Genomic DNA, 19,204 nt, shown 5'->3' with positions numbered 1-19,204 from the left:
ATATATCCATATGCTCCGGCATATGAGCAGCAGCACACAGATCAAGACCATTCACGAGTTCTTGGCCGAGGCGCCCGACGTCGACAACTCCGAGCTGTGGTCGGCGCTCTGGGGGATCCTGAGCGAGGCCAAGGACCGGATCACCGCCGAGCTGGCCGTCACTCCGCACGCCTCCGGAGCCGGGCTCGAGTACTGGAAGACCGACGACGGCAGCTACGAGGGCTCCCTCAACCCCTACGTCGGCGACGCCGACGAGGGCGTCGAGTGGCTCGTCCACTCCTGGATCGGCAACCGCAAGGCCTCGATCCTCGACATGAACCTCCAGGTCTGGCTCGGCCCCCACATCGACGTGCCGCACCTGGTCCTGGTGTTCGGCACCGTGCCGCAGATCTTCCACTTCTCCGACCTGGTCCCCCGCCGTGACCCGATGACCGACATCGACTACCTCGAGCGCTACTACGAGTCGATCAACGAGGAGTGGCTGGCGCTGCGCGGCGACGACCGGTTCACCTGGTCGGTCAGCCACGGCACCTACATGCGCGCCTTCAACTCCCCCGTCGCCAACTCCTACATGGCCGCCGAGCGCTCCGAGGACATCGTCGAGACGCTCCGGGCCTCGGTGCTCAGCCGGGTCGACACCTGGCTCGGGTGGGTCCGCGAGGCCACGCCGGTGCCGGTCGAGGAGCGCGCCGCGCTGCGCGAGCGCGACCACCTGGTCCGCACCTACGGCTACACCAAGGACCCGATGAACGAGCTGTCGAAGAAGTTCCTCGGCGCCGAGCGCGTCGACGAGCTGGTCGCCACGCGCGCGGGGCTCGGCCAGATCGCCGCCATGCGCTCGGGCGGGACCGCATGAAGGTCCTGGTGATCGGCGCCGGCCTGGTCGGCACCGCGGTCGCCGAGCGGCTGATCGGCCTCGGCCACCCGGTCCGGGTGACCGCGACCAGCGAGGAGAAGGTGGCCACCCTGCGCGAGCGGTTCGGCGACGCCGCCGTGCTGCGCGGGTCGGACCTCGACACGGTGCGCGCCGCGGTCGACGGTGTCGACGCGGTGGTGGTCACCGCCGGGCCCTCGGCCCAGGGGTCGATGACCCCGGAGGGCCGCGCCGCGACCTACCACGACGTGCTGGTCCGGACCGCCGAGAACGTGGTCGCCGCCACCGGCCCGGAGGTGCGACTGGTCGCGCTCTCCTCGCTCTCGGTCTACGGCGACGCCGCCGACCACCTCGACGAGATCGAGGAGTCGGCGCCGGTCACCTCCTCGACCGACCCGAGCCCGGCCAACTTCCTGCTGATGGAGAAGACGTACGCCGCCGCCGGCGACCGGGCGACGGTGTTCCGGTGCGGGGACATCTTCGGCGCCGACGACCCGCCGATCGAGCAGAAGGTAGCCATGGCCCACCAGTACCTCGGCGGCTCGGTGCCGTTCTCCGCCGACGCGCTGCTCTACCGCCTGCACGTCGAGGACGCGGCCGACGCGGTCGTGCACGCGCTCGAGCACGGCGTGACCGGCCTGTTCAACCTGACCCACGAGCAGGTCGGCCCGCGCAACGCCGAGCTCTTCGACGCGATCAGCACCCAGCAGGGCCTGCCGGCGCTGGCCTACCGCGGCGAGATCGTGGCGCCGTCGCGGCCGATCTCGGTCGCAGCCCTGGCCGCCACCGGCTTCCGGGCGGAGCGCTCGTTCGAGGCCTGACCCGCGCGCGACGTCAGTAGGCCGCTGGCCCCGGGATCGGCGATCTCGGGGCCAGCGGCCGTCTGACGTGCGGCTGCGGCCGCCCGGTCGTCAGGCCGGTCGGCGCGGGGGCAGCAGCAGGAAGACGGCAGCACCGAGCAGCCCCAGCGCACCCGCCCAGAGGCCGATCGCGGCCAGCGGCGTCCCGGCGCCGGTGCCCGGCAGCGAGGCGGCCGCGGCCGGCGGCGCCGGGGTGGTGGTCGGGGTGGTGGTGCCGGTGCCGTCGGTGTCGTCGGTGTCGTCGTCGGCCACCGCACCGATGCCGACGGTGAGGGTGCCGAGTGCCGCGCCGTCGGCCACCTCGCACGGGGCGTCGATGTCGAGGCCGGACATCGGCTCGAAGTCGAAGCTGTAGCCGGTGATCTCGACGTCCATCTCCTCGGCGTCGGAGGTCATCGAGGCCTTCAGGGTCGGCACCGCGACCTTCGCCTTGATCGCGGCGTTGACCATCGAGGACGCGGTGAGCGCGACCTTCGTGCCGCCGACCACCGCGTTCAGCGTCACCTCCATCGCGTTGTTCTCGATCGGCACGGGGGCCAGGCCCGGCATGTCGGACATCTCCGCCCACAGCGCGACCTCGTCGTCGTCCGCGCTCTCCCGCGATCCGTAGACCGCGATCGTCGGCTCGTAGTCGAAGTCGCTGCCGAGCGGGTTGAGCACGCAGGCGAAGCTCACGACGCCCTTGGCCGGGACGGCCCTCTTCGCGTCGTCGGCCGCCGTGGTCGACGCGGTCGCCGTCGGGGACGGGGTGGCGGTGGCCGTGGCCGAGGTGCTCGCGGTCGGGCTGGTCGTCGGTGTCGCGGTCGGCACCGCACCGGAGTCGACGGCGACGGCGCCGAGGGCGCCGCTCGCGGTCGGGTCGCACACGATCGGGATGCTGCCGAGCACGGTGTACTCGACGTGCGTGAGCGCCACGTCGAGCGAGGTCGCCGTCGATGCGACCGTCCCGGTCACGGGGGGCACGGGCACGGGCGCGTTGGCGGCGGCCGTCACCGCGGCGCCGCCGGTCAGCGTGACCGGGGCGCCGTCGATCGTGACGTCGACCTCACCGGTCATGCTCGACGAGCTGAGCGCCGCCGGAGACACTCCCGGCATGTCGCTGAACGCCACGGTCAGCGCCACGTCGGTGCCGTCGCCGACGGCGGTCGCGGTCACCGTCGCGTCCCAGGTGAAGGCCGCGCTGCTGAAGACGGGGATGTCGCACGCCAGCGAGACCGTGACGGTGGTCGCCGCCGACGCGGAGCCCGCCAGCATCGGCACCGGCGCCACGGCGAGCACGGCCGCGCCGACCCCCAGCACCGCCGAGAGCGGCCGGCGCCAGGCCGGCCTGGCCGCGGCGCTCATCGCGCGCCCTCGGTACGACGGCTGCCGAACCGCAGCGCGCCCCCGACCACCAGCAGGCCCAGGGCGCCCGCGGCCAGCATCGGCAGGCCGTCGGCCGCGCCGGTCTGGGGCAGCTCGTCGTCGTCGGTGGCGGTCGTGGTCTCAGCGGTGTCCGCCACGGTGGTGGTCGCCGGCGTCTGCGTGGCCGCGGGCGCGGGCTCGGGCTCGGGCGCGCCGAAGGTGATCGGGATGATCACCCGGTTGGCCGCGATCATGGCGGGCTCCTCGGCCGTCGGCAGCGGCGCCGCGGCGATCACGCACTTCTGGACCATGCAGTCGGTGGAGCCGAACTTCTGCTTCACCGTGATCGAGAACGACCCGATCGAGCCGCCGGCGTCGGCGTTGCGGAACGTCGCGCCGCCCTGCAGGTTGCAGTCCGACGGGCCGGTGTAGCCCGCGATGCACTGACCGACGGCGATCTGGCCCATGTTCGCGGTGAACCCGCCGCCGCTGATCGTGACCGTCTGACCGTCGGAGAGGCCGCTGCTCGCGCTGACGTTGAGCGAGGGGGCGGCGAAGCTCGGAGGCGCGGCGACCGCCGCGACCACCGTCAGTGCGGCGGCGCCCAGCGCGGCCTTGGCCCACACCCGCGTGCCCGGGGTCGATGCGTTTCTCACGTTGTCTCCTCAGGAGCCGGGCCGCAGCCCGGGGTCGGACAGCGCCACGGCGCTGAGTGCCGGTCGGGCACCGGACCGCCCGATGGCGGCCTCGTCGGAGCCCAGGTAGGACCGGATCACCTCGGGGTGGTCGCGGACCTCGTCGGGAGCCCCGGTCGCCACGACGCGGCCGAGGTTCATCGCGACCATCCGGTCGCACAGGTGGGACAGCAGCGGCAGGTCGTGCTCGATCACGACCATCGCGGTGCCGAGCTCGCGCCGGATCCCGAGCAGCAGCTCGCCCAGCGGCTCGCTCTCGCTCTGGGCGATGCCGGCGGACGGCTCGTCGAGGAGCAGCACCTGCGGCTCCAACGCGAGCAGGCTGGCCAGCTCCACCACCCGGCGGGTGCCGGTGGAGAGCTCGGCGACGGTGCGCCGGGCGAACGGCGCCAGGGCCATCCGCTCGATCAGCTCCTCGGCCAGCTCCAGCTTGCGGCGCTCCGCGGCCCGGGCCCCGATCATCGCGGTCCACACGCCCGAGGGGGCGACGCGCTCCTGGGCGAGCATCAGCGTCTCGGTGACGGTCAGGGTCGGGAACAGGGCGGCGTCCTGGAAGGAGCGCACCAGCCCGATCGAGGCGCGGCGCTCGGGCGTGGCCCGCGTGACGTCGCCACCGGCGTACCAGACCTGACCGCGGTCGGGCGCGGTGAATCCGGCGATGATCTCGAACAGCGTGGTCTTGCCCGCGCCGTTGGGTCCGATGATGCCGACGATCTCACCGGCGTCCGCGGTCAGGTCGACGCCGTCGACGGCGACCACGCCGCCGAAGCGGCGGCCCACGCCGCGGACCGACAGGATCGGGCCGGCCGGCCGGGTGGGACCGGCGGGGTCGGACCCGCGGGCCTCTCGCAGGCCCTCCAGACGGATCCCGCCGGCCAGCGGGGACACCGCCGGAGCGTCGGTCCCGAGGCGGGCCAGCACCGGGTCGATACCGGCACGGCGGGCGACGCCGTCGGCCCACCAGTCGCGGATCCGGGTGATCACGCCGCCGAGGCCGTCGGGCAGCAGCACGACGACCGCCAGCCAGCCGATCGCCAGGGCCGCCTCGCCGACGAGGTTGAGCGACCACAGCGCGGGGATGCCCACGATCACCAGCGCGCCGAGCACCGGGCCGCCGGTCAGCACCAGGCCGCCGATGACCGCGATCGCGACCACGTCGATGCTGGCGTCGGCCGGGAACGAGTTCACCGTCAGCTGCGTCTGCCCGTGGCCGATCACGGCGCCGCCCAGCCCGGCGATCGCGCCGGACAGGGCGAAGACCTGCATCGTGCGCAGCCGGCTGCGCACGGTGAAGGCCCGCGCGGCCTGCTCGTTGTCGCGCAGCGCCTGCCAGGCCCGGCCGAGGCCGCTGTGGCGCAGGTTGCCGACCACCCACATCGCCGCGATCAGCATCAGCACAGCGAACAGGTAGTAGTCGACGGCGAGCTCCAGCGGGTAGCCCCACCAGGTCGGCTTGGCCGGCTGCACGCCGAAGCCGAGCATCCCGTCCAGGCGCAGCAGCCAGTTGGTGGTGGCCAGCGCCAGGGCCAGGGTGGAGACGGCCAGCGCGAGCCCGCGCAGCCGCATCGCGGGGATGCCGACGATCGCGGAGGAGATCGCGGCGACGATGACGCCGACGGCGACCCCGACCACGAAGTTGCCGGTGGCGGCGACCGCGTGCACCGAGACCGCGGCGCCGATCCCGGCGTACGCGAACTGGCCGAGCGAGAGCTGGCCGGAGACGCCGGTGAGCAGACCGACGCTCAGGCCCACCAGCGCGAAGCCGGCGACCCCGGTGAGCACCGAGGCGGTGCCGTTGTCGACCACGTAGGCGATGCCCACCGCAGCGGCGATCAGGGTCACGCTCATGATCCGCGGGAACCAGCGCACCGCCCACAGGCGGCCGTACTCCTGGGGCAGCGGCTCCATCACGATCCGCGACCAGCCGACCTGCTCCCGGGCCGCCCTGCCCAGCACGGGCTGGCGCAGCAGCGCCACCACGATGATCACGCCCAGCGCGAGCGGCACCGCGTTGCGGGTGTCGGGGTTGGAGAGCAGCACCTGCTCGAGCAGGCCCACGCCCAGCGACGCGGCCACCGCGACCGGGATCGAGGTCATCCGGGCGATCACCGCGCCGGCCAGACCCTTGAGCAGCAGGTCCGGGCCCAGGGTGTCCAACGACTGGCCGGCGGTCGTCGGCGTGACCAGCACCGCCGACAGCGCCGCGACCCCGCCGGCGATCGCCCAGGCCAGGGTCGCCATCCGGCGGGCCGGGATGCCGGCGAGCAACGCGCCGTCCTTGTCGTCGGCGGCGGCCCGGATCGCGATCCCCACCCGGTGGTGGCGCAGGAACCAGGAGAGCCCGACGAGCACCAGCGGGCCGAGGAGCACCATCGCCACGTAGGGCGTGCTGACCTCGGTGCCACCGACCTGGAACTCGGGCAGACCCGGCGGGCGCGGGAAGGTGAAGCCGCTGACGCCGTCGGCGTTGATGATCAGCGCGAAGATCAGGATGAACTGCGACAGCCCGAGCGTCGCGATCATCCCGATCATCGTCGGGCGACCGGCCAGGCGCCGTACGACGACCAGCTCGATGGCCGCGGAGAGGCCGGCGGCCACGAGAAGGGCCGCCACGAACGAGGGCCAGTACGGCAGACCCCAGTCGGCGGCCAGCAGGCCGAGCACCGACGCGCCGAAGGCGCCGATGGAGCCGTGCGCGAAGTTCACGAAGCGGCTGGAGCGGTAGACGAGGACCAGGCCGACGGCGAGCAGGCCGTAGGTCAGGCCCGCGAAGAGGCCGAGCAGCAGCCGGTCCACGCCGACGTCGAAGCCGGCCACCGCCAGCTGGGCGGTGAGGTGCGGAGGGATCACGGTGGCGCTCATCCGGCCTCCGCCACGTGTCCGCCGAGCATCAGGCCGCGCACCCGGTCCGGGTCGGCGGCGAGCACCGCGGCCGACTCCTCGGCGATGATCTCGCCCTTCTCCATCACGTAGGCGCGGTGCACCAGGGAGAGCGCCACGTTGACCGACTGCTCCACCAGCAGCACCGAGGTGCCGCGCTCGTTGAGCCGGCGCACCAGCTCCATCAGGCCGCCGACCACGACCGGGGCGAGACCGAGCGAGAACTCGTCGATGACCAGCAGCCGGGGGTCGTTGACGATCGCCTTGGCCAGCGCCAGCATCTGCCGCTCGCCGCCCGACAGCGTCGCCGCGGGCTGGTTCCGCCGCGCGTTGAGGCGCGGGAAGATCATCAGCGCCGCCTCGACGGCCTCGCGGACCCACCGGCGGTCCGCGGCGGCGTACCCGTGCATGGTCAGGTTCTCCACCACGGTCAGGGACCCGAACGCGGACTGGCCGACCACCTGGCTGAGGCCGGCCTCGACCCGCTTGCGCGGCGTCCAGGACGTGGCGTCGGCGCCGCCGAGGTGCACGCTGCCCCGGTCCGCGCTGAGCAGGCCGCCGATCACCCGCAGCGTGGTGCTCTTCCCGACGCCGTTGGGGCCGAGCAGGGCGACCATCTCGCCCTCCTCCACGCACAGGTCGACGCCGAACAGCACCTGGACCGGGCCGTAGGAGGCGCAGACACCGCTGACCTGCAGGGCGGCCGACCGATCGCTCATCGGCTCACTCCTCCGCGAAGGGCACGTCGTCGCCCTCGTAGACGAAGCAGGCGCAGGCGTCGTCGAAGCGCATCACCCGGTAGGCGCCGGCGGCCGCGTACCGGCCGCCGCCGAGGGCGTTCCCGAAGCCGGAGGCGGTCTGGTACTCGTCACCGTGGTCGTCCACCGCGTCGCTCCAGGTCGCCGCGTTCAGCTCGCCGTCGACGTTGTCGGCGCCCAGCTTGAGGATCCGCGCGGCGTCGCAGTAGGGCAGCGCGACGCGGGCCGCCTCGCGGCTGGCGAACTCGATGCCGGCGTCGGCGTAGATGTCGATGCACTCCTGCTCCACGCCGGCCGCCGGGAACGGGTACTGGTCGTCGAAGACGTCCTGCGGCGGGTGGAACCCGACCCCGACCATGCCCTTCATCGTGTTCGCGGGCACGGTCTCGGGGTTGTTCACGAAGAACGACGGGTTGTCGAAGCTGGAGATCGCGTACGTCGCCTCGAAGCCCTTGGACCCGGCGATGGTCGCGAAGATCGAGGCGAGCCGCGAGCCGCCGAGGAACATCACCCGGTCGATGCCCTTGGTCGCGAAGGTGATCGCGGCCTGCTCCTCGCCGGCGTAGATGGTGCCGATGTCGGTGGGGTCGACCCAGCCGACCTCCGCGGTGATGCCGAGGGCGTCCAGCCGCGGGATCGCCCTGCCTTCGATCGTGGCGCGGTTGCCGGGCGTGTCCGCGGCCACGATCGCCACCTGGTCGCGGCCCTCGAAGAAGCCGGCGCCGTCGAGCGCGTCGACGAAGGAGGAGACGAAGGAGTTGTACTCGGGGAAGCTCGGCGCCCACAGGTACGGGGCGAGCTCCTCGAACAGCTCGGTGTTGTTGGCGACCAGCGTCTCGTCGAGCATGAGCGTCTTGCGGCCGGCGTAGCAGGGCCGGGCGTTGGACTGGAACTGACCGGTCAGCACGACCGCGAACGCCCGCTCGTCCTGGGTGACCCGGTTGCACAGCTGCTCCTCGGCCGCCGGCGAGTCGGTCGAGGCGTCGTAGAGCGTGAAGACGGCGTCGAGCTCGCGTCCGCCGAGGCCGCCGTTGGCGTTGACCCAGTCCTCGAGCGCCTGGACCTGGGCCTCGGGGTCGCCGACGGAGGCGTTCTTGAAGCCCGTCGTCTTCTTGACCGCGTCGAGGTCGACGCCGACGAAGACCACCTTGACGGCCTCCTCGGAGACGCCGGGGCCGAGAGCCGCGCGATCGACCGCGGCGGTGCCGCCACCGCCGCCGGGCATCAGGGCACCGCAGCCCGCGAGCGCGAGGCTCAGGGCACCGAGCACCGCGATCGAGCGCACCACCACGGACCGGTCGGGCACGGTCCTACGAAGCGTCGGCATGCCGGGCGCCTCCTCTCCTCGGCGGCAAACGATATACGATATCTACTTCACAGACGAGGGTCTTGCTCCGCACCGCGATCACCGCCCGACGGGCGCGCGGGGAGGCCGGCCAGCCACCGTTCGACGGCCTCGACGTCGACCACCGCGCCGCCCGGTTCCTGCGGGGCCGGGACCGGAGCAACCGACGTGCCGCCGGCGGCCACCGCCGCGGCCAGGCCGCCCGGCACCGCCTGCAGGGCCCACCAGCGCTCCAGGGTCTCCAGGTCCACCACGGCGTCGTCCGTCCGCGTCGGCACACCGCTGGCCGCCCCGACTCCCCCGGCGGCTGTGGCCGCCGGGGCGGCCAGCGCGGAGGCCAGCACCGGGCTCGACCGGCGCGACAGGCGGCGGTTGACGGCCCACACCAGCAGGACGACGCCCGCCAGGTTCAGCCCGATCAGCCCCCACGGGTAGGTCTGCCAGGTGAGGCTGAAGGAGCCGGCGTCGCCGGCGCCGAGGCGCCCGTCGATCTGGTAGGTGCCGATGGCACCGACACCGAGCGCGATCGGGACCTCGACCTGCTGCGTCTCCCCCGGAGCGATCGAGCCCAGCCCGGCGGCGGAGTAGATCGGCTCCACGTCGCCGGTGCGACCCACGGCGATCTCCAGACCGGGAGCGGTGACCACGCCGTCACCGACGTTCTCCACGGTGAGCCGCAGGATCCGGCGCGGCGAGGCGCCGAACAGGTCGGCCAGCGTCGCCGAGCCGACCAGCTCCGCGGCGGTGACCACCACCGCCCCCTCCTCGACCGGCACGGACTCGGGGTCCACGGGCGCCGCGACCTCGTCGATCGGCATCGGCTCGGGCTCGGGGATGTCGGCCGGGGGCGCGACCGCGGTGGCCGCCGGCTCCGCGACCGCGGGCGGCGCCACGGCGGGCGCGCCCGGCACCGGCGGGAGCGTCGGGGCCGGCTCGTCCGCGACCTCGGCGGTCGGCAGGTCGGCCGCCACCACGAGCGGTCCACCGCGCCGCCACTGGGTGGCCCGGACCTCGGTCGCGCCCTCCGGCCGCGGCATCCGGATCCGCACGCCGCCGCGCGCTCCCGGCGTGGCACGCACGGCGCGACCCACGGGCTCGCCGCCCGCGTCCAGCGCGCGCAGCCGCACGGAGCGTCCGGGGTCGAGGTCGGTGGCCGCGACCCGGATCGGTCGCCGCCCCTTCTCCTCGTCGGTGACCGCGAGCGTGGGCTCGCCGAGGAACCGGACGCGGACGATGATCGGCGCGAGCGGCTCCGGCGCGGCCGGGTCCTCGACCGCGGCGGGGGCGATCCGCAGCGCGATCGGTCCGCCACCGCCCTCGGTCGCCCGGTCGCCGACGACGTCCGCGAGGTCGGCGGCCTCCGGCAGCGTCACGCCGGTGCTCCAGGCACCGGCCTCGTCGGCGGTCACCGAGCCGGCGGCGACACAGTCCCCGGCCACGTCGTCCTCGCCGGCACCGATCGGGCACAGCATCACCTCGGCCTCGCCGAGTCCGTCGAAGCCGGTGCCGGCGAGCCGGACCGTGTCACCCGCCCGAGCGGCCGCGGTCGAGGGTTGGCCGGCCACCGCGGTGACCGCCACCGCGCTGGACGCGGCGGCGTCGAAGGTGGCCACGACCGCCGTCTCGACCGGAGCGGTCGCCGGGTTCACCCCGGCCGGGGTGCCCTCGACCTGTCCGTTGCAGTCGATCCGGAGCGCCAGGTCGGGCAGGTCGACGTGGAGGGAGCGCAGCACCAGGCTGGAAGCGCCGGCGGCGGCGATCGGGAGGCTGCCGGTCAGCTCGACGGCGCCCAGCGCCACGGCGTCGCCCGCAGCGGCGGCCGGGAGCTCGACCTCGACCTCGACCGGCTCCAGCGGCGTCCCGTCGTACGCGAGGAGCGCGGTGACCGTGGCCGTGGTGGCCGGGAGGTCCGCGGCCAGGGACGGGACCAGCACGGGGCCGCCGGGGATCGCGAGGACGAAGCTGCGCGCGCGGCCGACGGCGGTGCCGCCGGCGGTGCTCAGGCTCACCGCGGGCGTCGCGGCGGACCAGGGCTCGAGGGCGGCGCTGACGTCGGTGATCGCGGCGGGGTCGGCGGGCTCGCCGACGTCCGCACCGGGGGCGGGCACGTAGCGCCAACAGCCGCCGCCCGGGTCCACCGCCACCGCCGGGGCCGGCGCCCGCAGCGAGACGCCGAGCACGGCGAGCACGCCGGCGGACGCGTACGACGGCGGCGCCACCAGTCCGGGAAGGGTTGCCGACAGCACCGCGACAGCGGCTCCGAGGCGAGCGCGCGACCTCACCATCCGACCACCTCCGCGTCGCCCCGGGCGGCGCACTCGACCGGCCTGCCCCACGGCGAGCAGTCAGTCACCAGACATTTCCTAGATGATATATCTAAGACATGCCGGTCGGGTCGAATCTCTCGTTTCGCGCACTGCTGCGCGGCGTCTCCGAGCTCCTGCTGACCGGCGCGGCGGTCCTCGCGCTGCTGGTCTTCTACCTGCTGGTCTGGACGAACGTACAGACAGAGGCGGCGCAGCAGGACCTGTTCGAGGAGTTCCGGACCGAGAAGGCCCAGCGGGCCGGCCGCGCGCCGCAGGCCGACGTCGGCGACGGCCTCGCCGTGCTCTACGCGCCCCGGCTCGGCGCCGACTGGCGCTGGGTGGTGCTGGAGGGCGTCGACATGGACACCATCGACGACGGCCCCGGCCACTTCCCCGGCACCGCCCTGCCCGGCGAGATCGGGAACTTCGCCGTCGCCGGCCACCGCGCCACCCACGGCGAGCCGTTCGCCGAGCTCGACCGGGTGGTCGAGGGCGACGAGATCTACGTCGAGACCACCGACGGCTGGTTCACCTACGAGGTGACGTGGAGCCGGATCGTCGCGCCGACCGCGGTCGAGGTGCTCGAGCCCGTCGCCGGCCACCCCGGCAAGGAGCCCACCGAGCACACCCTCACCCTGGTCACCTGCAACCCGCGCTGGGGCTCCACCGAGCGGCTGGTGGTGGGCGCCCAGCTCGTCGAGACCCGCGCCCCCGGCGCCGGACCGCCCGAGGGACTCGACCTCGCGGCCGGAGAGGAGTCCTGATGTACGCGTTCCTGTGGCGGATCCTGCCCGGCGGCACCGCCGCCAAGCTGCTCCAGGCGCTGGCACTCGCGGCGCTGGCCTTCTGGCTGCTGATGTACGTCGTCTTCCCGTGGGTCGAGCCGCACCTGCCGCTGGACCAGGTCGTCGTCGGCTGACCCCCATCCCGCGAGTGGGTAGAAGACGACGTCCGAGTCGGTAGGCGTACCTACCGACTCGGACGTCGTCTTCTACCCACTCGCGGGACGTGGTGCCCCCGCTCGCGCGGTCAGTGGTCGCGCAGCAGGCTGCCGTAGCCGTGGATCCTGTCCTCGATCCCGTTCTCGCGCAGCGCCATCCACCAGGTGGCGGCGTTGATCGCGATCACGGGCTTGCCGAGCCAGCGCTCGGCCTCGTCGGCCAGCTCGGTCATGCAGAGGTTCGTGCCGCACTGGACGATGGCGTCCACGTCCGGGCCGTCGACCTCGAGGATCGCCTGGCGCAGCGTCTCCTCGCTGACATGGGCGATGGCGACCGCGCTCTCGCACGAGAGTCCCTTGATCTTGCCGACCTCGAAGCCCAGCTCGGTGAAGAACTTGCGGACGTTCTCGTCGCCGATCGGGGTGTACGGCGTGACGATGCCGATCTTCTTCGCGCCGAACAGGTGCAGCGCGCGCTCGCAGGCCTCCGCGCCCGTGGCCACGCCGAGACCTCCGGAGAGGTCCTTGATCTGCTGGACGAACTGGCGGTTGCCCTCGACCCCGTCCCAGAACGTCTCGGCGCTCATGCCCATGACCATGTAGTCGGGCTCCATGGTCATGACGCTCTCGACGCAGTCGTCCATCGCCGCCCGGATCTGGACCAGGAGGTTCTGCATCCCCTCGTCGTCGGCGATCCGGCCGTCGCGGATCAGGATCCGGCCGTAGTGGGACGTGACGCCCGGGACCCGCATCATGTCGAACTCGGGCTGGACGATGGTGTTGGTGCTCGGGGCGATCACGCCGAACTTGGCGCGGTAGCCGAGGCGGTCGGTCACGAGGGGACTCCTACCCTGCTAGTGGTGGTGGTGGACTCGGTGGTGCCCGTCCCGACCCTCCGTCGGAGGCCGAACGCGCCGAGCAGGAAGCAGAGCTGGACCAGCGTGTTGGTCGCCTGCTCGGCCCACTGGAGCTCGAGGGACTGGTTCGGACGGGCGGCCAGCGGCGGCAGGACGAGCGTGCCGACGATGTAGACCACGAACAGCGCCGCGCCGAGGCGGTGCTGCTCGCGCAGCGCGATGCCGATCGCGAGGATGCCGATCAGGACCGCGTTGATCGCGGAGACGGCCAGCAGCGGCCCGGTGTCCCAGATCCACACGGCCGCGACCGAGCCGAGCACCGGCAGCACCAGGAACGGCCACCACGCCACCGGGCGACCCTTGCGGACCCCGACCAGCGCGCAGGCGATGCCGGCGAAGCCGAAGGCGAGGCAGGGGAAGAGCATGTTCTCCAGGAACGGGTAGTTCCGGCACGGCTCGGCGGCGACCAGCAGCTTCCAGATCGCCTTGGCCAGACCGCCGACGGTGACCAGCGCGCCGGCCAGCAGCGCAGGCACGCGGACGCTCGGCAGCGCCCGGCCCGCGGCCAGGCCCAGCACCACGGTGCCGGCGCCCGCCAGCATCACGGGGACGAAGTCCTCGGCGGCGAGCAGGAGGTTGTACTCGGTGCACGGGTCGACGGCCATCAGCGGGATCCCTCCTCGTCGGCGAAGATGTCGCGCTTCCTGAAGCCGGCGGTCATGAACCGCCCCATCGCCTTGGGCTTGGTCAGCCAGGCGACGCGGGCCCCGTTCTTGCCGGCAGCGAGCACGCCGTCGGCCAGCCACGGGGTCACCGTCTCGACCCGGTCGCCGAGGATGTTGAAGATCCTCCTGACCTTCTCGAACTCCTCGGGACGCCCGTCGTAGTCGCCGACCAGCAGGTCGGTGGCGACGATGCCGGGCGAGAGGAAGCCGACCTTGACCGGCGTGCCCTTCACGTCGCGGACCAGCGCCTCCGTCAGGTAGTTGACCGCCCGCTTGGAGGCGCCGTACGTCGCCATGCCGGGCTGGTGCTCACCGCGCGAGCCGAAGCCCTCCATGTTCCAGATCCAGCCTCCGCCGGGCTGGGCGGCCATGCCCGCCTGCGCCACGGCCGAGCCGTTGTAGGCGCCGAGGACGTTGGTGCGCAGCACCGCCTCGACGGTCTCCTCCGGCTGCTCGGCGAGCGCCCCGCGCGGCGCGGAGAGGCCCGCGTTGTTGACCCACACGTCGACCCGGCCGAAGGTCGCCACGGCGTGGTCCCACAGCGCCTGCACGGCCGACCGGTCGCCGACGTCGGTGGCCAGCCCGGTGCACCGGTCGCCAGCACCGAGCTCGGCGAGCGCCTTCTCCACCGCCTCGGCGGAGCGGCCGCAGAGGGCCACCCGGCAGCCGCGGGCGAGGAACTCCCGCGCCAGGCCGAGCCCGATGCCGCGGGTGCCGCCGGTGACGACGACGACCCGTCCGGATCCCGGGGCGCTGGCGCTCACGCGCTCTCCCAGGTGAGGGCGCCGTGCACGAAGTGGGTGGTGGCGTCGCCGCTCATCAGCTGCCAGACGATCGCCAGGTCACGGTTGTCGGCGTCGATCAGGAACTCCCGGCCGCGGATCTTCTCCACCCCGGTGGCGTCGGGGCCGACCAGGTGCTGGGTGGTGAACAGGGCGCGGCCGAAGGACTGGGCGTTGCCGAAGACCTCGGGGCCCTCGTACTGGGTGCGCGCACCGTCGCGGTAGCGCTGGAAGCCGTAGCTGCGGTCCAGCGCCCCGCTCCAGGTGACCTGCTGGCGGGCGCGACGCAGGTCGAGCGGCTGGTGCTCGATGGTCACCTCGACCTCGCCGCCCTCGGACTGGTCGACGGGGTTGACGAAGAGGGTGCCGCGCCAGGCGCCGGCCTCCTTGGTGGGCAGCACCTGCGGCCGCGCCCCGCGGCTGGTCTCCAGCGCGATCCAGTCCTCGACGAACTGCTGCGTCGCCGGGTTGGTGGCGTGGTCGAACGTGCGCTGGTAGACGCCGTTGAAGACCGCGCAGACCGACCAGCCGTCGTACAGCACCGAGGAGTAGACCTGGGTGTTGCCGTCGGGCAGCACCTGGTTCCAGGTGCGCAGGTCGGCCTGCCAGCCCGGGGAGTAGTAGTTGGCGTCGACGAAGAGCCCGTAGGGCTGGCCGGTGCCGTAGAAGTCGGGGCCGCAGTAGACCCGGTTCTGGTCGGAGTCGACGATGCCGAAGTCGAAGTGCGCACCGAGCTCGAGCCGGTTCCGCAGCGGGCCGCCGCCCTCGAGGGTGGTGTTCATCCAGTAGCGGGCGACGCCGTCCTCGACGACGCTGGCCCGGTCCACGCGCTCGAAGCCGACGTGGTTGCCCTGGGCGTCGAAGAGGCCGGGACGGCCGTGCCACTCCCCCGCGATCCTCTTCTGCCACTCGCTGGTCTCGGCGGCCTGCTGGTCGGCGCCCGTCTCCTGGGTCGCGGTCATGCCTTCACCTCGTTGCTGAGCAGCTGCGCACGGATGCCCTCGGTGACCTCGGGGCCGAGCAGCTGGCTGATCTGGGCCCAGACCTTGTCCACGTCGGGGCTGAACAGGATGGAGCGGTTGCGCTCGTCGCGCGCCGCCAGGTCGGTGTCGGCGAGGTCCGCGGTCACCTCGGCCGGGACCGGCGCCTCGACCAGCGAGAACCAGTGCCCCAGGTACGCCGCCACGGCGTCCTCGATGCCGGCGAAGGCCTCCTCGGTGGCCCGTGCCACGCACATCCACGGCGACATCACCGAGGCCTGACGGGGACCGATGGCGGCCTTCGACAGGCCCTCGCGCTGCTGGACCTCCTCGAAGGTCGCGGTCAGCGGCGTGTGCGCCCAGTCCAGGTAGGTCAGGTGCGTGCCGAGGTCGGCGCGCTGGATCAGGTCCAGGTGGAACGCGAAGTAACCGTGGGCGCTCACCGAGTCCAGCGTGAAGTGCGGGATCGGCGCCGACTCGTCGGCGAACGCGAAGACCATGTGGCTGTCGAGCCCGATCTGCGGCACGGTGATGCCGACGTACACGGCCTTGGCGACCTGGTTGGCGTCCGGGTCGCCGGTGAAGACGCGGACCGCCCCGACCGGGTCGGGCCCCATCACCGAGACCAGGGTGCGGAACGGTCCGCCGTCGTCACTGGTGACCTCGGCCAGCCCGGCGCGCTCGACGATCGTGTCCAGCGTGCGGTTGCACAGACCTCCGGGCAGGCTCATGCGGTCACCTCCTCGCCGGCTGCGGACGGTGCCGCGGCGCCGTTCTCGCCGACCTTCGGCTCCTGCTCCGCGGGCGCGGGGTCGTCCATGACCAGCCGGCGCTGCTTCTTCGCGCTCGTCGGCAGCTCGCCGCGGCCGGCGAGGATCTCGCGGCTCCGGGCCTCCTTGAAGTTCCACGCGCTGGCCAGCTCGGGGACCTCCTTGCGGGTCGGGGACGGGATCACCCGTGCCTCGACCCGGGCGGGCCCCTCGCCGACGATCGTGTTGTCCGCGACGCTCCAGCCGGCCTCGATCAGCTCCTGGCGCCGGCGGCGGTACTTCACGGCGTTGTAGTCGCTCTTCACGTGCAGCTCGGCGGAGAGGTCGAACGGCAGCAGCTCGGGGCGCACGCCGTCGACGATCGCCCGGTCCTGGTGCAGCACCTTGTAGACCCGGCGGAGGGCGTCCCGGTCGGCCCAGGCGCCCTTGAAGAACGAGCGCAGCGCGACGAACTTGACCAGCGTGGTCTCCTCGTCGATCGGGATGTTGACGTCGAAGATCTTCATCGCGCCCATCGGGGTGCCGACGTCGAGCAGGATCATGTTCGGCAGCCACCAGGTGGTCGAGACGGGCACCGGCGGGCGGTTCGCCAGGTCGGCCTTGTCGCCGCGGGTGAGCAGGCCCCACAAGCCCTTCGACTTCGGCGGGTTGAGCACGATCGACACCTTGCAGTGCCAGTCGGACTCCTCGATCTCGAAGTCGGGGACCTCGGGCTTCTCCGGGTTGCCGAAGACCCCGCCGTGCACGAACGGCGTGTGCGCGACGTCGACGCCGTTCTCCAGGATCCGCTCGTAGTTCGAGTGCCACAGGAACTCGCCGGTCACCGCGCGGTAGTTCTCGGTGTCGTCGATCTCGGACCAGTCCGGGATCGGCGGCCGCTCCTCCTCCGGCAGGTCACCCAGGTACACCCAGATGAACATGTGCTTCTCCATCACCGGGTAGGAGTCGATCCGCGCCTTGCGCGGGATCCCCTTGTCCGGGTGGGCAGGGATCTTCTGCACCACGCCGTCGGGGGTGTACTCCCAGCCGTGGTACGGGCAGACGATGCAGTCGCCCTTGACCTTGCCGGCCGACAGCTCGGCGCCGCGGTGGACGCACAGGTCGGACATCGCGACCACGGAGCCGTCGCTGCCCTTGCGGTAGAGCACGAGCTGCTGGCCGAGGACCTTGACCTTCTTGGGCTTGCCGGCCTCGAGGTCCTTGCTGAACTCGACGGCGTACCAGAAGTTCTTGAACATGGGGGCTCCTAGCGTCGCCGCGCGTCGGCGATCTCGGGTCGGTGGTCGGGGTCGGTGAGGGCAGAGAGGTCGGCCTCGGCCGCGGCGTCGTCACTGAGCCGCGCCGCGAAGAAGGTGACCAGGAGGTCGATCAGCACCCGGCGCAGATGCTCCGCATCCGCTCCGGGAGGCGCCTCGAGGAATCCGCGTGCCGAGGTCGGATCATCGGGGGCAGCGGGCAGCATATGACCCGCGTCACACAGCCTGACCAACCAGGCCTCGGTCGCGGCGGGCAGCGCCTCGGACCAGGTCCGCTCGACCGGGTCGTGGCCCGGCGCGCCGGCCTCCTCGCCGTACCGGATGGCGCTGGCCGCGACCACCCCGTCGGCGGAGCCGGCGACGAGCATCACCGGCGCCACGACCGGCGCCGCGAGCAGGGTGGCCGGCGGGAAGCCGAGCTGCTGGGAGGCCATGGTGTGCGCCCCGTAGGTGGCGACCGCGCGGATCTCGGGGAACCACTCCGGTCCGGCCGACTGCAGCGCGACGGTGCCGCCCGCGGAGTGCCCGAAGAGGCCGACCCGGTCCAGGTCGAGGAGCCCCTCCAGCGGTCCCCCGCGGTGCGCGTCGGCGAGCGCGTCGAGCAGGGGGCGCAGCGCGGGCGTGGTCGGCGCGGAGCCGTAGCTGTCCGGCCCGACCGCGGCCAGGTCGACGCCGGGCGTCAGCCCGACCTGGCCCGGGAAGAGCTGACCCACCCAGTCGAAGGTCACCGCGACGATCCCGCGGCGCGCGAGCGCCACGGCGAGGTCGAGGTAGCCGGTGGAGGCGACGTTGATGCCGGGCAGCACGACCACGACCGGGTACGGCGCGCCCGAGGCGTCGGGGCGCAGCATCCCGCTCATCCGCTCGACGTCGGTCTCGGCCGGCAGCGCCGGGTACCGCACCGTCACGTGGGCGGTGTCGTAGGGCGCCTCGGCGCCCGGGACCCGCACCGCGATCCGGTGGGTGCGGACCAGCGGCGCGGCGTCGACCAGGGTGGATCCGGACATCAGGACGAGGCGTCCCCGAGCAGGTGCGGACGCGGCAGCACGCGGTCGCCGCCCCACAGGGCACGGACCAGCTGCTGGGTCATCTCGGTCCCGAAGAACCGCTCGCCCATCTCGTTGGCGGGGTCGCGCTCGGCGATGTTGCGCCGGCTCAGCTCGTCCTGCGCGGCGAGCGCGGCCTGCTCGTCGGCCGGCACCCGCTCGGCCTCGTCGACCCACTGGAGCCAGCGGTCGAGGTGGCGCTCGGCGATGCCGCTGACCAGCTCGGTGGTCCGGCCGTCGCCGGGCGCCATGAAGCAGTACGCCGTCGGCGACAGGCTGGCGCGGACGAAGGCGCTGCGGCTGACGAAGGGCTGGATGAAGTCGTTCTCCGCCTGGATCTGCTCCCACTCGTCGTTGAGCGGACCGTAGTAGCGGTCGAACGAGTCGGTGTCGGTGATCAGGTTCGAGCGCGGCACGGAGTCCAGGAACATCCAGCCCTGCGGGAAGGCGCCGAGCGCCATCCCGAAGTGCGGCACGCGGACCTGCGGACCGAGCCAGATCGTCAGGTGCACGTTGACGAAGCCCATGGCCGCGCTCTCCATGTGCGAGTGGATCATCCAGTCGATCTCGGGGCCGGTGTAGGCACGCACGCTGCCGGACGGGCCGGCCTCCGAGGTGAACGACTCCAGCGCATCGGTGGAGGGGTCACGCTGCAGCTCGAAGCGGTCCTTGACCCGCGTGGCGAGCCGGTCGACGAGGGCCTTCCAGTCCGCGAACAGCGACGTGACGTCGGTCGGGCCGGCTTCGTCGAAGTACTCCTGGACCGACTTCAGGTTCTGGCTCATC

At 72.9% G+C, this 19,204-nt stretch carries 18 protein-coding genes; 4 read left to right on the top strand and 14 right to left on the bottom strand.

What is annotated here, in order from left to right:
- Positions 1-22 precede the first annotated feature (22 nt).
- Positions 23-856, top strand: coding sequence for a red chlorophyll catabolite reductase (locus tag E8D34_RS07145; RefSeq protein ID WP_168929361.1), 834 nt, complete (start codon positions 23-25; stop codon positions 854-856).
- The gene (locus tag E8D34_RS07140; protein WP_136593921.1) at positions 853-1,695 is read left to right on the top strand and encodes an NAD(P)-dependent oxidoreductase; all 843 of its coding nucleotides are present in this window, start codon (positions 853-855) and stop codon (positions 1,693-1,695) included. Before E8D34_RS07145 ends, E8D34_RS07140 begins: the two co-directional genes overlap by 4 nt.
- A 90-nt stretch (positions 1,696-1,785) precedes the next feature.
- Here the strand turns inward: E8D34_RS07140 and E8D34_RS07135 are convergent, their stop codons facing one another.
- From E8D34_RS07135 to E8D34_RS07110, 6 genes are read right to left on the bottom strand one after another with little or no spacing between them, the layout of a single operon-like run.
- Complete coding sequence (locus tag E8D34_RS07135) at positions 1,786-3,078, bottom strand: hypothetical protein (RefSeq protein ID WP_136593920.1); 1,293 nt, start codon at positions 3,076-3,078, stop codon at positions 1,786-1,788.
- Positions 3,075-3,734, bottom strand: a complete 660-nt coding sequence (locus E8D34_RS07130) for a neocarzinostatin apoprotein domain-containing protein (protein ID WP_136593919.1) — start codon at positions 3,732-3,734, stop codon at positions 3,075-3,077. The genes E8D34_RS07135 and E8D34_RS07130 overlap by 4 nt, the downstream gene beginning before the upstream one ends.
- 9 nt (positions 3,735-3,743) lie before the next feature.
- Entirely contained in the window at positions 3,744-6,635 is a 2,892-nt protein-coding gene (locus E8D34_RS07125; RefSeq protein WP_136593918.1) for a branched-chain amino acid ABC transporter permease/ATP-binding protein, read from the bottom strand.
- Positions 6,632-7,372 (bottom strand): ABC transporter ATP-binding protein, encoded by a 741-nt coding sequence (locus E8D34_RS07120; protein ID WP_136593917.1) that lies wholly within the window; start codon positions 7,370-7,372, stop codon positions 6,632-6,634. Before E8D34_RS07120 ends, E8D34_RS07125 begins: the two co-directional genes overlap by 4 nt.
- 4 nt (positions 7,373-7,376) lie before the next feature.
- The gene (locus E8D34_RS07115; protein ID WP_136593916.1) at positions 7,377-8,738 is read right to left on the bottom strand and encodes a hypothetical protein; all 1,362 of its coding nucleotides are present in this window, start codon (positions 8,736-8,738) and stop codon (positions 7,377-7,379) included.
- Positions 8,739-8,785: 47 nt separating this feature from the next.
- Entirely contained in the window at positions 8,786-11,002 is a 2,217-nt protein-coding gene (locus tag E8D34_RS07110) for a hypothetical protein (RefSeq protein ID WP_136593915.1), read from the bottom strand.
- Positions 11,003-11,139: 137 nt separating this feature from the next.
- Here E8D34_RS07110 and E8D34_RS07105 point away from each other — a divergent pair, with 137 nt between their 5' ends.
- Complete coding sequence (locus E8D34_RS07105; RefSeq protein WP_136593914.1) at positions 11,140-11,826, top strand: class E sortase; 687 nt, start codon at positions 11,140-11,142, stop codon at positions 11,824-11,826.
- The gene (locus tag E8D34_RS20700) at positions 11,826-11,981 is read left to right on the top strand and encodes a hypothetical protein (protein WP_168929360.1); all 156 of its coding nucleotides are present in this window, start codon (positions 11,826-11,828) and stop codon (positions 11,979-11,981) included. Before E8D34_RS07105 ends, E8D34_RS20700 begins: the two co-directional genes overlap by 1 nt.
- 110 nt (positions 11,982-12,091) lie before the next feature.
- Here the strand turns inward: E8D34_RS20700 and E8D34_RS07100 are convergent, their stop codons facing one another.
- Genes E8D34_RS07100 through E8D34_RS07065 form a run of 8 tightly spaced genes read right to left on the bottom strand, consistent with a single transcriptional unit; the run spans position 12,092 to position 19,203 of the window.
- Positions 12,092-12,838 carry an arylmalonate decarboxylase gene (locus E8D34_RS07100; RefSeq protein WP_136593913.1) on the bottom strand — a complete coding sequence of 249 codons (747 nt, stop codon included), beginning with the start codon at positions 12,836-12,838 and terminating at the stop codon, positions 12,092-12,094.
- Positions 12,835-13,524: a hypothetical protein gene (locus tag E8D34_RS07095; RefSeq protein ID WP_136593912.1), complete on the bottom strand. Its 690-nt coding sequence runs from the start codon at positions 13,522-13,524 to the stop codon at positions 12,835-12,837. Before E8D34_RS07095 ends, E8D34_RS07100 begins: the two co-directional genes overlap by 4 nt.
- Positions 13,524-14,348, bottom strand: a complete 825-nt coding sequence (locus E8D34_RS07090) for an SDR family oxidoreductase (protein WP_136593911.1) — start codon at positions 14,346-14,348, stop codon at positions 13,524-13,526. Before E8D34_RS07090 ends, E8D34_RS07095 begins: the two co-directional genes overlap by 1 nt.
- The gene (locus E8D34_RS07085; protein WP_136593910.1) at positions 14,345-15,328 is read right to left on the bottom strand and encodes a hypothetical protein; all 984 of its coding nucleotides are present in this window, start codon (positions 15,326-15,328) and stop codon (positions 14,345-14,347) included. Before E8D34_RS07085 ends, E8D34_RS07090 begins: the two co-directional genes overlap by 4 nt.
- Positions 15,325-16,077: a hypothetical protein gene (locus E8D34_RS07080; protein ID WP_136593909.1), complete on the bottom strand. Its 753-nt coding sequence runs from the start codon at positions 16,075-16,077 to the stop codon at positions 15,325-15,327. Before E8D34_RS07080 ends, E8D34_RS07085 begins: the two co-directional genes overlap by 4 nt.
- Entirely contained in the window at positions 16,074-17,354 is a 1,281-nt protein-coding gene (locus E8D34_RS07075; RefSeq protein ID WP_136593908.1) for an aromatic ring-hydroxylating dioxygenase subunit alpha, read from the bottom strand. Before E8D34_RS07075 ends, E8D34_RS07080 begins: the two co-directional genes overlap by 4 nt.
- Positions 17,355-17,362: 8 nt before the next feature.
- Complete coding sequence (locus E8D34_RS07070) at positions 17,363-18,379, bottom strand: alpha/beta fold hydrolase (protein ID WP_136593907.1); 1,017 nt, start codon at positions 18,377-18,379, stop codon at positions 17,363-17,365.
- Positions 18,379-19,203, bottom strand: coding sequence for an oxidoreductase (locus E8D34_RS07065; protein ID WP_136593906.1), 825 nt, complete (start codon positions 19,201-19,203; stop codon positions 18,379-18,381). Before E8D34_RS07065 ends, E8D34_RS07070 begins: the two co-directional genes overlap by 1 nt.
- Between the last annotated feature and the right edge of the window lies 1 nt (position 19,204).

It is taken from the genome of Nocardioides sp. GY 10113 (assembly GCF_004919105.1).
In the GTDB taxonomy this organism is placed as follows: domain Bacteria; phylum Actinomycetota; class Actinomycetes; order Propionibacteriales; family Nocardioidaceae; genus Nocardioides.
This window is presented reverse-complemented; position numbering and strand designations above follow the sequence as displayed.

Bases quoted from the DNA above. Each gene is read 5' to 3' on its own strand.
- E8D34_RS07145 (WP_168929361.1), top strand. From the start codon at position 23: ATGAGCAGCAGCACACAGATCAAGACCATTCACGAGTTCTTGGCCGAG.
- E8D34_RS07140 (WP_136593921.1), top strand. From the start codon at position 853: ATGAAGGTCCTGGTGATCGGCGCCGGCCTGGTCGGCACCGCGGTCGCC.
- E8D34_RS07135 (WP_136593920.1), bottom strand. From the start codon at position 3,078: ATGAGCGCCGCGGCCAGGCCGGCCTGGCGCCGGCCGCTCTCGGCGGTG.
- E8D34_RS07125 (WP_136593918.1), bottom strand. From the start codon at position 6,635: ATGAGCGCCACCGTGATCCCTCCGCACCTCACCGCCCAGCTGGCGGTG.
- E8D34_RS07120 (WP_136593917.1), bottom strand. From the start codon at position 7,372: ATGAGCGATCGGTCGGCCGCCCTGCAGGTCAGCGGTGTCTGCGCCTCC.
- E8D34_RS07115 (WP_136593916.1), bottom strand. From the start codon at position 8,738: ATGCCGACGCTTCGTAGGACCGTGCCCGACCGGTCCGTGGTGGTGCGC.
- E8D34_RS07105 (WP_136593914.1), top strand. From the start codon at position 11,140: ATGCCGGTCGGGTCGAATCTCTCGTTTCGCGCACTGCTGCGCGGCGTC.
- E8D34_RS20700 (WP_168929360.1), top strand. From the start codon at position 11,826: ATGTACGCGTTCCTGTGGCGGATCCTGCCCGGCGGCACCGCCGCCAAG.
- E8D34_RS07095 (WP_136593912.1), bottom strand. From the start codon at position 13,524: ATGGCCGTCGACCCGTGCACCGAGTACAACCTCCTGCTCGCCGCCGAG.
- E8D34_RS07085 (WP_136593910.1), bottom strand. From the start codon at position 15,328: ATGACCGCGACCCAGGAGACGGGCGCCGACCAGCAGGCCGCCGAGACC.
- E8D34_RS07080 (WP_136593909.1), bottom strand. From the start codon at position 16,077: ATGAGCCTGCCCGGAGGTCTGTGCAACCGCACGCTGGACACGATCGTC.
- E8D34_RS07075 (WP_136593908.1), bottom strand. From the start codon at position 17,354: ATGTTCAAGAACTTCTGGTACGCCGTCGAGTTCAGCAAGGACCTCGAG.
- E8D34_RS07070 (WP_136593907.1), bottom strand. From the start codon at position 18,379: ATGTCCGGATCCACCCTGGTCGACGCCGCGCCGCTGGTCCGCACCCAC.
- E8D34_RS07065 (WP_136593906.1), bottom strand. From the start codon at position 19,203: ATGAGCCAGAACCTGAAGTCGGTCCAGGAGTACTTCGACGAAGCCGGC.